At 68.9% G+C, this 11,421-nt stretch carries 13 protein-coding genes; 9 read left to right on the forward strand and 4 right to left on the reverse strand.

The genetic code is table 11. The features are described 5' to 3' along the window. The 5 genes from ACE3TU_RS13370 to atzF all read left to right on the forward strand — a co-directional run. Positions 1-733 (forward strand): mandelate racemase/muconate lactonizing enzyme family protein (locus ACE3TU_RS13370; RefSeq protein WP_374624951.1); only part of this gene is annotated, 733 nt, incomplete at its 5' end. A gap of 27 nt (positions 734-760) precedes the next feature. Further along, entirely contained in the window at positions 761-1,021 is a 261-nt protein-coding gene (locus tag ACE3TU_RS13375) for a type II toxin-antitoxin system HicA family toxin (protein WP_374624953.1), read from the forward strand. After that, positions 1,018-1,344: a type II toxin-antitoxin system HicB family antitoxin gene (locus ACE3TU_RS13380; protein WP_374624955.1), complete on the forward strand. Its 327-nt coding sequence runs from the start codon at positions 1,018-1,020 to the stop codon at positions 1,342-1,344. The genes ACE3TU_RS13375 and ACE3TU_RS13380 overlap by 4 nt, the downstream gene beginning before the upstream one ends. 14 nt (positions 1,345-1,358) lie before the next feature. Continuing rightward, a complete protein-coding gene (locus tag ACE3TU_RS13385) occupies positions 1,359-2,090 on the forward strand; it encodes an SDR family oxidoreductase (protein WP_374624957.1) in 732 nt (243 codons plus the stop codon). 208 nt (positions 2,091-2,298) lie between these two features. Then, positions 2,299-3,609, forward strand: a complete 1,311-nt coding sequence (gene atzF, locus ACE3TU_RS13390) for an allophanate hydrolase (RefSeq protein WP_374624959.1) — start codon at positions 2,299-2,301, stop codon at positions 3,607-3,609. A 34-nt stretch (positions 3,610-3,643) separates the two neighbouring features. On the opposite strand, the gene ACE3TU_RS13395 is transcribed toward atzF, so the two are convergent. The 3 genes from ACE3TU_RS13395 to ACE3TU_RS13405 all read right to left on the reverse strand — a co-directional run bounded on the left by ACE3TU_RS13395 (position 3,644) and on the right by ACE3TU_RS13405 (position 6,580). After that, positions 3,644-4,744: an ATP-dependent RecD-like DNA helicase gene (locus ACE3TU_RS13395; protein ID WP_374624961.1), complete on the reverse strand. Its 1,101-nt coding sequence runs from the start codon at positions 4,742-4,744 to the stop codon at positions 3,644-3,646. Next, positions 4,744-5,430 (reverse strand): fumarylacetoacetate hydrolase family protein, encoded by a 687-nt coding sequence (locus tag ACE3TU_RS13400; RefSeq protein WP_374624963.1) that lies wholly within the window; start codon positions 5,428-5,430, stop codon positions 4,744-4,746. The genes ACE3TU_RS13395 and ACE3TU_RS13400 overlap by 1 nt, the downstream gene beginning before the upstream one ends. Before the next feature lie 97 nt (positions 5,431-5,527). Further along, positions 5,528-6,580: a serine hydrolase domain-containing protein gene (locus tag ACE3TU_RS13405; protein WP_374624965.1), complete on the reverse strand. Its 1,053-nt coding sequence runs from the start codon at positions 6,578-6,580 to the stop codon at positions 5,528-5,530. Positions 6,581-6,656: 76 nt separating this feature from the next. On the opposite strand from ACE3TU_RS13405, the gene lnt reads away from it, so the two are divergent. The 4 genes from lnt (at position 6,657) to ACE3TU_RS13425 (ending at position 11,144) form a co-directional block, all read left to right on the forward strand. Further along, on the forward strand, positions 6,657-8,267 hold the full coding sequence (gene lnt, locus ACE3TU_RS13410; protein WP_374624967.1) for an apolipoprotein N-acyltransferase: 1,611 nt from the start codon (positions 6,657-6,659) through the stop codon (positions 8,265-8,267). 132 nt (positions 8,268-8,399) lie between these two features. Continuing rightward, positions 8,400-9,662, forward strand: coding sequence for a methionine adenosyltransferase (gene metK, locus ACE3TU_RS13415; RefSeq protein ID WP_374624969.1), 1,263 nt, complete (start codon positions 8,400-8,402; stop codon positions 9,660-9,662). A 221-nt stretch (positions 9,663-9,883) separates the two neighbouring features. Further along, on the forward strand, positions 9,884-10,594 hold the full coding sequence (gene trmB, locus ACE3TU_RS13420; protein ID WP_374624971.1) for a tRNA (guanosine(46)-N7)-methyltransferase TrmB: 711 nt from the start codon (positions 9,884-9,886) through the stop codon (positions 10,592-10,594). A gap of 157 nt (positions 10,595-10,751) precedes the next feature. Beyond that, complete coding sequence (locus tag ACE3TU_RS13425) at positions 10,752-11,144, forward strand: winged helix-turn-helix transcriptional regulator (RefSeq protein ID WP_374624973.1); 393 nt, start codon at positions 10,752-10,754, stop codon at positions 11,142-11,144. 44 nt (positions 11,145-11,188) lie between these two features. Here ACE3TU_RS13425 and ACE3TU_RS13430 read toward each other — a convergent pair. Continuing rightward, a partial coding sequence (locus ACE3TU_RS13430; RefSeq protein WP_374624975.1) for a hypothetical protein occupies positions 11,189-11,421 on the reverse strand: 233 nt, incomplete at its 5' end.

The following is an 11,421-nucleotide window of genomic DNA, read 5'->3' on the forward strand; positions in this document are numbered from 1 at the left end:
CGCCGGCGGGGCGCAGGAGGCCATCCCGCTCTACACCACCGAGGGCGGCTGGCTGCACCTCGAGGAAGCCGCGCTGGTCGAAGACGCGCTGCGGGCGAAGTCCGACGGCTTCGGCGGCTGCAAGCTCAAGGTCGGCCGCCCGATCCACGAGGACGTGCGCCGCATTGCGGCGGTGCGCGAGGCGGTGGGGCCCGGCTTCGAGATCTTCACCGATGCCAACCAGCGCTTCAACGTCGACGAGGCCATCCGCCGCGCCCGGGCCTACGAGCCGCTCGACATCGGCTGGTTCGAGGAGCCGCTGACCGCCGAGGACATTTCCGGCCACACGCGGCTCGTCGCCCACACCTCGATCCCGATCGCGGTCGGCGAGAGCCTCTATTCGGCAATGCACTTCCGCGAGTATCTCGAGCGCCACGCCTGCTCGATCATCCAGGTCGATGTCGGCCGCATCGGCGGCATCACCCCCTGGCTCAAGGTGGCGCACATGGCCGAGGCCTTCAACATCGCGGTCTGCCCGCATTTCCTCATGGAACTGCATGTGTCGCTCTGCGCCGCCGTCCCCAACGCGCGCTGGGTCGAGTACATCCCGCAGCTCGACGAATTGACCACCGAGGGCATGACCATCCGCGACGGCAAGGCCATCCCCTCGCACAAGCCCGGCCTCGGCATCGCCTGGGATTTCGACGCCATCGAGCGGCTGACGGTCGACGGCTCGCACTCGATACATCTCTGACTTGCTGATATCGGAATGTGATACTATATGTCGCTGACGGGCCGACATCGCACGACGCTTGAGGCGATCTTTGCCGACCCGGTGCGGGCTGGCATCGCCTGGCGGGACGTCGAGGCGCTGTTTGTCGCCGCCGGCGGCGAAGTCAGCGAGGGCCACGGCTCTCGCGTTCGCGTCGCGCTCAACGGTGTCAGGGCAGTCTTTCATCGGCCCCACCCGCACAAGGAAACGGACAAGGGCGCCGTGAAGTCCGTGCGGCGCTTCCTGAGCGAGGCAGGAGTGAGGCCATGAACATGCATTACAAGGGCTACGAGGCGGCGGTCGAGTTCGACGAGGAAGCCGAGCTGTTCCACGGCGAAGTGCTGAACCTGCGCGACGTGGTCACCTTCCAGGGTACGTCCGCCGCCGAGCTCAAGCAGGCCATGGCCGATTCCGTCGAGGACTATCTCGCCTTCTGCCGCGAGCGCGCAGAGGAACCGGAGAAGCCGTTCTCCGGCCAGTTCGTTGTCCGTACCGAACCGGCCCTGCACAAGGCCGTCTCGAGCGCTGCGCGCCGCGACGGCGTCAGCCTCAACAAGTGGGTTACCACGGCGCTCGAACGCGCCATCAAGTAAGAACGGAGACGTCCATGGCCGACCTCAACGGCAAGATCACCCTCATCACCGCCGCCGCGCAGGGCATCGGCCTCGCCTCGGTGCACGCCTTCGTCAAGGCGGGCGCGAAGGTCATTGCGACCGACATCAACGCCGCAAAGCTCAAGGAGCTCGACGGCACGCCCGGCGTCACCACCCGCGTCCTCAATGTGCTTTCGAGCGAGGCGGTGAACGCCGCCGTCGCCGAGATCGGCCGCATCGACGTGCTGTTCAACTGCGCCGGCGTGGTGCATTCCGGCACGGTGCTCGAGATGGCCGACAAGGACCTCGAGTTCGCCTTCGATCTCAATGTCTGGGCCCAGGTCCGCGCCATCAGGGCGGTGCTGCCGCAGATGCTGGAGCGCGGCGACGGCGCCATCGTCAACATGGCGACGGTCGCCTCGTCGGTGAAGGGCGTCCCCAACCGCGCCGCCTATTCCATCTCCAAGGCCGCGGTGATCGGCCTCACCAAGTCGATCGCCGCCGACTACACCACCAAGGGCATCCGGGTGAACGCCATCGCCCCGGGCACCGTCGATTCGCCGTCCCTGCACGAGCGCTGGCACGCCACCGGCGATTTCGAGGCGGCGCGCAAGGCCTTCATCGCCCGCCAGCCGATCGGCCGCATCGCCCGCCCCGAGGAGGTGGCCGACCTCGCCGTCTACCTCGCCGGCGCCACCTACACCACTGGCCAGGTGCACATCATCGACGGCGGCTGGACGGCCTGAGGCCTGCCGCCTCCACCGGGTCATCCCCGCGAAAGCGGGGACCTCCGTTTGCGATGGTGCCGGCTGCGCGAAAACAGAGGTTCCCGCTTTCGCGGGAATGACTCCGTGCATTTGGAGAAGTCCGCGACAACCCAGCCTTGTATGCATCGCCCTTGTCATCGCCCACCAAATAGGCACAACTCGCTTCTGAAGCAGAAGTGAGTTGTCCATGTCCGAGCGCCTTAGCCCCGTCGCCGCCGTCCGTCGCGCCTATGCGGCGCTCCGCGCCTGGAACGATCCGGCGATGTTCATCCACCTGCCCGACGAAGCCGCCCTGCTCCGGCGCGCCGCGGCCCTCGAGGCCGCCGGGCCCGAGGGCAGGCCGCTCTACGGCCTCGTCTTCGCGGTCAAGGACAATATCGACGTCGCCGGCATGCCCACCACCGCCGCCTGCCCGGCCTTCACGTACGCACCGGCGCGCTCGGCCTTCGTCGTCGCCCGGCTCGAGGCGGCCGGCGCCATCGTCATCGGCAAGACCAATCTCGATCAGTTCGCCACCGGCCTCGTCGGCGTCCGCTCGCCCTTTGGCGTACCGCGCAACGCGCTGCGCCCCGACCTCATCCCCGGCGGCTCGAGCTCGGGCTCGGCCACCGCCGTCGGCGCCGGCATCGTCGATTTCGCCCTCGGCACCGATACCGCCGGTTCCGGCCGCATTCCGGCGGGGATGAACGGCATCGTCGGGCTGAAGCCGACGCTCGGGCTGTTCTCGGCCACCGGCATGGTGCCGGCCTGTCGCACGCTCGATACCATCTCGGTCTTTGCCGGCTCCGTCGCCCTCGCCAGCGCGGTGGCCACCGTCGCAGCCGGCTATGACCAGGCGGATGCCTATTCGCGCCGGCTGCCCGCGCCGGCGCCGGGCCAGCGTCCCGCCGCCCTGCGCATCGGGGTGCCGGCGCCGGGGGCGCGTCACTTCTTCGGCGATGCCGAGGCCGAGGCCGCCTATGCCGCCGACCTGGCGCGGCTCGCAAGCCTCGGCGCCACCCTGGTCGAGATCGACTACGAACCGCTGCACGCCGTCGCCCGCCTCCTCTACGAAGGCCCCTGGGTGGCCGAGCGCTATGCCGCCACCAAGCCGCTGATCGAGGACGATCCCGGCGCCTTCCACCCGGTGACGCTGCGGATCATCTCCGGCGCCCGCGGTCTGACCGCCGTCGCCGCCTTCGAGGCCATGTACCGGCTCGCCGATCTGCGGCGCGTCGCCGAACGCATCTGGGACGAGGTCGACATGCTGGCCGTGCCCACCGTGCCGCGCGCCTATGGCGTCGCCGAGGTCGAGGCCGATCCGATCGCGCTCAACTCCAACCTCGGCACCTACACCAATTTCGTCAATCTGCTCGATCTCGCCGCCATCTCCGTGCCGGTCGGTCGCCGCGGCGACGGCCTGCCCTCCAGCCTCACCCTGATCGGCCCGGCCGGCACCGACGGCCTTCTCGCCGGCTTCGCCGCCTCGGCGGAGACGCCTCGGCCGGCCCGTCCGTAGTGCCGGCGCCCGCGAGCGGGGGAGAAGGCGACCCCTACATCACCACGGTGATGCGGTCGGCGGCGCGGGTCACTCCGGTATAGAGCCAGCGCTGGCGTTCCTCGCGGAACACGTAGCTTTCGTCGAACAGGTAGACATTGTCCCACTGGCTGCCCTGCGCCTTGTGCACCGTCAGGCAGTAGCCGAAGGTGAACTCGTCGTACTGGCGGCGCTCGGGCCAGCTCAGCGCGTCCTCCTCGCCCGAAAAGAACGCGGCGTGGGTGACCACCTTGGCCTGGACGTTGGACTTGCCGGCGGTCGGCTCGTCGGGATCGAGGGTCATCGAGTAGCGGGCATTGGAGCGCTTCTTGACCTCCGCCGCCGTCCAGATCTGGCCGTTGAGCAGCTTCTTGACCGGATTGTTCCTCAGGCAGACCAGCCGGTCGCCGGCCACCGGCTCGTGGCTGGGCAGCTGCCGCAGTTCCCGGATGCGGTCATTGTAGGCGACGCGCGTCTTGTTGCGGCCGGCGAGCACCTGGTCGGCCTCGAGCACCGCCTCGCGATCGACATCGGCGCGCGCGATCACCAGGCTTTCGCCATAGCGGCCGTGTTCGAGGTGGCCGCCCTCGCGGATCTCCATCGACAGCCGGATGATCGGATTGTCCGCGGCCTGCCGGTGGATCTCGGTCAGCATGTAGTCCGGCTCCTGCGCCGTGAAGAACCCGGCGCCCTGCACCGGCGGCAGCTGGAACGGGTCGCCCAGCACCAGCACCTTGGTGCCGAAGCTCAGCAGGTCGCGGCCGAGCTGTTCGTCGACCATCGAGACCTCGTCGATGACGATCAGATCGGCGGTCGCCGCCTCGCTCTCGGGATCGAGCGCGAACTTGGGCTCGCCGTCCTTTTCCGAGACCAGCGCGTAGATCAGGCTGTGGATGGTCGAGGCGCCGCGCGCCCCGTATTTCCGCATCACCATCGCCGCCTTGCCGGTGAACGCGGCGTACTTGACCGACTTCACCCCCTGCGCCAGGTGCCGCGCCAGCGTCGACTTGCCGGTGCCGGCCCAGCCGAACAGGCGGAAGACCTGCGGGCCATCCTTCTGCTTGAGCCAGCGCGAGACGGCCTGCAGCGCCTCATCCTGCTGCGGCGACCATTCCATCAGGCGATCGTCGCCGCGACCGAGCCGATGCCGGCTATGCTGCCCAGCAGCCGATCGCCCGGAACCACCGGGCCGACCCCGGCCGGCGTACCGGTGAAGATCAGGTCGCCCGGGCAGAGCTCGAAATAGCGGCTGAGTTCGGCGATGACATGCGGCAGGTCCCAGGTCATGTCGCCCAGATCCGCACCCTGGCGCGGCTCGCCGTTGACGCTGAGCTCGATCCGGCCGCGCAGCGGCTGCGGCACGCCCGCGGCGCGCACCATCGTGCCGATCGGGGCCGAGCGATCGAAGCCCTTGGCGATCTCCCAGGGCTTGGCCCCCTTCTTGGCCCAGGCCTGCAGGTCGCGCCGGGTGAGATCAATGCCGACGGCATAGCCCCAGACATGGCCGATGGCCTCGCCCACCGCGATGTCGCGACCGCCCGCCCCGATCGCCGCCACCAGTTCGATCTCGTGATGCAGGTTCGTCGTCTGCGGCGGATAGGGCACCGCGGCGCCGTCGGTGACGATGGCGTCGGCGGGCTTGGCAAAGAAGAAGGGCGGCTCGGCGTTGGGATCGTGCCCCATCTCGCGCGCATGTTCTGCGTAGTTGCGACCGACGCAGTAGATGCGACGGACCGGAAACCGGCCGCCTCCGGCGACGGGAACCGCGGGCTGCGGTGGCGGGGCAATGACGTAGTCGTTCATCTTCGATCCCATGTTTGGCCGGCCGACCTTAGTCGAATCGGCGCTGGGACAAAATGAGAACTTGAGCCGCCGGCAGCAGGCCCGCGGCGATCCGGCGCTACAGCCGCTCGAAGTTGCGCATCACCATCTCGGTCCAGAACCGGGTCGGCATGATCCAGCTCGACCAGTCATTGTACTGGCCCAGATAGGCCACGGCGGCGATGCCGGTATCGGGGCTGAACCACAGCCGCTGGCCGCCATTGCCGAAGCCGCCGGCCCAGGGGCGGGCGCCCTCGAAGGCCGGCGCGCGGGAGACTTCGAGGTACCACAGGCGCGAGTAGCCGGTGTCGAAGGCGGTCCGGATGGCCGAGGTCAGGCAGGCGTCGATCCACGTTTTCGGGACGATCTGCCTGCCGCCATGCGCGCCGCCATTGGCCAGCACATCGCCGATCCTGAGCAGGCCGCGCGTGGTGAGGCGGAGGCCGGAGGCGGCCGACTCGGCGCCGTCGGCGCCGGCGCACCAGAAGAACTCGTCGATGCCGAGCGGCCCGAACAGCGTTTCGCGGGCGAAGTCGGCGAGGCTCCGGCCGGTGCCGCGGGTGATGAGGGCGCCGATCAGGGCCACCGCCCCGCCCGAGTAGATCCAGCGCTGCCCGGGCGGCTCGATGATCGGCCGGTCGAGGATGAAGCGGTAGCGGTCGGGCGCGCGCTCCATCATGATCTCGGAGTTGCGCGGGTCGGTGTAGGGCAGGTTCTCGTCCCACTCCATGCCCATCGCCATGCTGAAGGTGTGCCCGATCGTCACCTTGCGGCGTTCCGGATCGGCGACGAGGTCGGGGTATTCGGCAAAGCCATCGACCACCGGGGTGTCGAGCGGCGGCACGAGGCCCTCCTCGAGCGCGATGCCGTAGAGCAGGCTGGTGACGCTCTTGGTCACCGAGCGCAGGTCGTGCAGCGTGTCGGGGCCGAAGACGACGTGGCCGAGGTCGTCGCCCCAGGCCTCGTCGCGGCCCTCGAAATAGCGCTCGAACACCAGCTTGCCGTTGCGGCTCATGGCGACGGCGTGAAAATCGCGCAGCAGGCCGGCCTCGATCCCGGCCTCGAACCTGCGCTCGAGGTCGGCGGCGAATCCGGCCTCCGCCGGGGTCGTCCTGTCCCAGTTCACCGTCATCGCGTCTCCCCCGAGCTTGACCGGCCGGTCTGGCCCCGCAACCTAGCAGCATGTCCCCTGATTCGATCCTTCCCGCATGACCTGGCTCGCCGAGACGGTGATGCTGAGCCATGGCTGGCGGCGCTTCGCGATCGTCCTCGCGGCGGGGGCGCTGGCGGCCGCTTCGGTGCCGCCTTTCTTCTTTCTGCCGGCCCTGTTCCTCGCTCTGCCGATCTGGGTCTGGGCGCTCGATGGGGCGGAGCGCCGCGCCGGCTGGGGGCGGCTGTTCGGCCCGGCCTTCGGCATCGGGCTGGCCTTCGGGGTCGGCTACTTCACCGTCGCGCTGCACTGGCTGGGGGCGGCCTTCCTGCAGCAGGGCGGGCTGTTCCTCCTGCTGATGCCGTTTGCCATCCTGGCGCTCGCCGGCGTGCTGGCCCTGTTCTGGGGCCTTGCCAGCGCGCTGGCGCACCTGATGTGGAGCGGCGGGGCGCTGCGTGTGGTGACGCTGGCGAGCTGGCTGGCCCTGGCCGAGTGGGGGCGCGGCCACCTGTTTTCCGGATTCCCGTTCGATCTGCTGGGCTACGCGCTGACCGCCAATGACCAGATGCTGCAGCTCGCCTCGCTGGTCGGTACCTACGGCCTCACCTTCCTCGCCGCCCTGCTCGCGGCGAGCCCGGCCCTGATCTGGCCAGCCGATCAGCGCGGCCTGGTCCGCCGCCTCGTGCCGTTCTTCCTGGCCATGGCGGCGATCGCCGCGCAGCTGGGCTACGGCGCGGTCAGGCTCGAGACCACGCCGCTGGTCCCGCGCACCGACTTCACGGCCCGTCTCGTCCAGCCGATGATCCTCGATCACGCCGACTGGAGCCAGGGCGAGCCAGAGGCCATCGTCTCGCGCCTCGTCGGCCTGTCCGAGACCCGGCCGACCCCGGCCGATCCCGGGCTCGACGGGGTCACCGCGCTGATCTGGCCCGAATCGGTGTTCCCGTTCTTTCTCTCCAGCTACCCCGAGGGCCTCGCCCGCATCGCGCGCATGCTGCCCGACGACACGCTGCTGCTCACCGGTGCCCCGCGCGAGCCGATCGGCGACGACGGCCTGCCCCTGCCCGACAATCCCGGCTTCAACTCGATCCTCGTCATCGACAGTGCCGGCGAGACGGTTGCCAGCTACGACAAGGCGCACCTGGTGCCGTTCGGCGAGTACCTGCCGTTCCAGGGCGTCTTCCGCCTGTTCGGCATCAATCAGTTCGTGCCCGGCACCAATGGCTGGGCGCCCGGCGACGGCCGCCGCCTGGTCAGCCCGCCGGGCCTGCCGCCCTTTCTGGCGCTGGTCTGCTACGAGGCCGTGTTCCCAGGCGATATCGGCGATCCGGCCGGGGCCGGCTTCATCCTCAACGTCACCAACGACGCCTGGTTCGACGGCTCGATCGGCCCCGAGCAGCACGCCCACCACGCGCGGCTGAGGGCCGTCGAGACCGGACTGCCGCTGCTGCGCGCCGCCAATTCCGGGGTGACGCTCGCGGTCGATCCGCTCGGCCGGATCACCGGCCGGCTCGCCGCGCTCGAGACCGGCGTGCTCGATGTCGTGCCCTCCGAGCCGCTTTCCGGCGGCACGCTGTTCAACCGGCTGGGCGATCTGCCGTTCTGGCTCGCCGTGCTCGCCGGCATCGGCGCCAGCGCGCTGGCAGCCTGGCGGCCGCGGCGGGCCTGATTTCTTCGCCCCGGCACCCATAAGGACATAAAGCTTTCTTTATATTCGCCTTGACCGCGGCAGGCCCGAGTGGCAGAAACCGGTCAACCCTGCGATTTTCAGCAGTTTGAGGCCATTTTAGGGGGTTTAGCCGTGGCGCGGTCGTCCTACCAGTTCACCTCGGAATCGGTTTCGGAGGGGCATCCCGACAAGGTCTGCGACCGGATCAGCGACGAAATCGTCGATCTCGTCTTCCGCGAGGCGAAGAAGGCGGGGATGGATCCCTCCCGCGTCCGCATTGCCTGCGAAACGCTGGCGACCACCAACCGGGTGGTGATCGCCGGGGAAGTCCGGGTGCCCGAGACGCTGCTCAGGCACGGCAAGGACGGCAAGGTGCTGCTCGATGCGGCCGGCCACCCGGTGGTCAATCCGGCCAAGTTCAAGTCGACGGCGCGCAAGGCGATCAAGTCGATCGGCTACGAGCAGTCAGGCTTTCACTGGAAGACCTGCAAGATCGACGTGCTGCTGCACGGCCAGTCGGCCGACATCGCGCAGGGGGTCGACGAGACCGGCAACAAGGATGTCGGCGCCGGCGATCAGGGCATCATGTTCGGCTATGCCACCCGCGAGACGCCGGAACTGCTGCCGGCGCCGATCTATTACGCCCACAAGATCCTCGAGGCGCTGACCGAGGCGCGCAAGGCCGGCGAGGGCGCCGCCGTCAAGCTCGGCCCGGACGCCAAGAGCCAGGTGACGGTGAAGTACGAGGACGGCAAGCCGGTGGGCGTCACCCAGATCGTCGTCTCGACCCAGCATGTCGATGCCTCGCTCAACTCCGACGATGTGCGCCGGATCGTCGAGCCCTATGTCCGGGCTGCCCTGCCGCAGGGCTGGATCACCGACGAGACCGTCTGGCACGTCAACCCGACCGGCAAGTTCGTGGTCGGCGGGCCGGATGGCGACGCCGGCCTCACCGGTCGCAAGATCATCGTCGATACCTATGGCGGCGCGGCCCCGCATGGCGGCGGCGCCTTCTCGGGCAAGGACCCCACCAAGGTCGACCGCTCGGCCGCCTATGCGGCGCGCTATCTCGCCAAGAACGTCGTCGCCGCCGGTCTCGCCGACCGGGCGACGATCCAGCTGAGCTACGCCATCGGCGTGGCCAGGCCGCTGTCGATCTATGTCGACCTGCACGGCACCGGCAAGGTGGACGAGGGCAAGCTCGAGGACGTGCTCGGCAAGGTCTTCGACCTCTCGCCGCGCGGCATCCGCACCCGGCTCGACCTCAACAAGCCGATCTACGCCAAGACCTCGGCCTACGGCCATTTCGGCCGCAAGCCCGGCCGCGACGGCTCGTTCAGCTGGGAAAAGACCGACCTCGTGCCGGCCCTGAAGGCGGCGGTCAAGGCGGGGTGACACTCAGCAGGATCGCCGACCGGCGCGCTGTGTCATCCCCACAAAAGCGAGGATCTCGCGCAAGGCCTGATGAACTTCGTACGCCGGGGATCTCGGGCTGACCGCTCGGCCCCGCCCCCCCCGCCCCGGTGTCATCCCCGCGAAAGCGGGGATCTCCGTTTCGGCGCCACGAACGGAAATTCCCGCTTTCGCGGCGGTGACTCCGTGATAGGGGGACGAGCATGAACGACAAACCCCATCACCCCCTCAACGTCGCCGGCGAGCAACGGGCGTTTTTCGGCCGCCGCTCGGGCAAGCGCCTGCACAAGGGGCAGGATCGGCTGTTCAAGGAATTGCTGCCGCACCTGCAGATCGCGCTGCCCGAGGGCACGCTCGACCCCGCTATGCTGTTCCCCGGCAAGTCTGACATCATCCTCGAGATCGGCTATGGGGGCGGCGAGCACCTCGCCCGGCAGGCGCGGCAGAACCCCGAAACCGGCTTCATCGGCTGCGAAGTGTTCTCGGGAGGCATCGCCAAGCTGGTCGAAAGGATCGACGAGGAGAGCCTCGACAATGTCCGCCTCTACACCGACGACGCGCTCAAGCTGCTGGTCAAACTGCCCGACGCCTCGCTCGACGGCGCCTACCTGCTCTATCCCGATCCCTGGCCGAAAACGCGCCACCACAAGCGCCGCTTCGTCTCGCCGGTGACGCTCGGCGAGCTCGCCCGCGTCCTCCGGCCTGGCGCCCTGTTCCGCTTCGCCACCGATATCGAGGATTATGCGAACTGGACGCTGGCCCACGTGCTGCGCGCGCCGCAGTTCCGCTTCACTCCCGCCGCCCCGGGCAGCTGGCACCAGCCCTTTCCCGGCTGGCAGCCGACCCGCTACGAGGAAAAGGCCCGCGCCGAGGGGCGCATGCTGAGCTTCTACCTGGCCTTCCAGCGCCTCTGAGGGCCCGGCCCTTACGGCAAGTTAATGGAACGTTTAGGCAACCGGCGATTGAAAACCGCGGCTCGCCTCTTCAAAACTCCGGCGTCTGAACAATATCCGCCCCGAGGGGAATCGCGCCGGACTCAATATTCCGGGTCGGCGCCGTTCGGAGTTGCCCATGCCGCGCCAGCCCATCGACCCCGCCGTGCTCGACGAACTGCTCACCACCCGCACCAGCAAGTGGACTTTGACGGTGGTATTGCACCTCAGGCGCGACACCATGCGGTTTTCCGAGTTGCAGCGCGGCATCGGCTCGATCTCGCAGAAGGCGCTGACCTCGACGCTCAGGGCGCTCGAGCGCGACGGCTTCGTCAGCCGCACCAGCTATGCCACCATTCCGCCCCGCGTCGACTACCGGCTGACCGAACTGGGTGGCGAGGCGCTCGAGGCCTTCGAAGCCTTCGAGGCCTTCGCGGCGCGCCACTGGCATCGGGTCGTCGCGGCCCGGCAGGCGTTCGACAGCCGCGAGGATGACGCCCCCGGCGTGATCTATCGCCTCGGCGGCCGCTGACAGCGAACCGGCGGGTCGCAACCCGCCGGCTCGGAGCCCGGTCGTCAATCGAAGAAGTTGTCGATGAGCAGCGAGTCGGTGCTCGCCGGGGCGGCAGTGCTGCCGGTGTCGAGCCGGCTCAGCACGCGGGTATTGCCGCCCCTGCCTGCCGCCACCGGCTGCAGCGAGTCGCGGTCGAAATACTGGAACACCTGCGAGCCGTCGGCCAGCTCGACGGTGGCGCGGAAGTTGCCGTTCCAGCCGTCATTGGCGTCGACCGCGTTGATGCCCTTGTACT

Origin of the sequence: Devosia sp. (genome assembly GCF_041917035.1) — a bacterium.
In the GTDB taxonomy this organism is placed as follows: domain Bacteria; phylum Pseudomonadota; class Alphaproteobacteria; order Rhizobiales; family Devosiaceae; genus Devosia_A.

Bases quoted from the DNA above. Each gene is read 5' to 3' on its own strand.
- ACE3TU_RS13375 (WP_374624953.1), top strand. From the start codon at position 761: ATGTCGCTGACGGGCCGACATCGCACGACGCTTGAGGCGATCTTTGCC.
- atzF (WP_374624959.1), top strand. From the start codon at position 2,299: ATGTCCGAGCGCCTTAGCCCCGTCGCCGCCGTCCGTCGCGCCTATGCG.
- lnt (WP_374624967.1), top strand. From the start codon at position 6,657: ATGACCTGGCTCGCCGAGACGGTGATGCTGAGCCATGGCTGGCGGCGC.
- ACE3TU_RS13380 (WP_374624955.1), top strand. From the start codon at position 1,018: ATGAACATGCATTACAAGGGCTACGAGGCGGCGGTCGAGTTCGACGAG.
- trmB (WP_374624971.1), top strand. From the start codon at position 9,884: ATGAACGACAAACCCCATCACCCCCTCAACGTCGCCGGCGAGCAACGG.
- ACE3TU_RS13425 (WP_374624973.1), top strand. From the start codon at position 10,752: ATGCCGCGCCAGCCCATCGACCCCGCCGTGCTCGACGAACTGCTCACC.
- ACE3TU_RS13400 (WP_374624963.1), bottom strand. From the start codon at position 5,430: ATGAACGACTACGTCATTGCCCCGCCACCGCAGCCCGCGGTTCCCGTC.
- ACE3TU_RS13385 (WP_374624957.1), top strand. From the start codon at position 1,359: ATGGCCGACCTCAACGGCAAGATCACCCTCATCACCGCCGCCGCGCAG.
- ACE3TU_RS13395 (WP_374624961.1), bottom strand. From the start codon at position 4,744: ATGGAATGGTCGCCGCAGCAGGATGAGGCGCTGCAGGCCGTCTCGCGC.
- ACE3TU_RS13405 (WP_374624965.1), bottom strand. From the start codon at position 6,580: ATGACGGTGAACTGGGACAGGACGACCCCGGCGGAGGCCGGATTCGCC.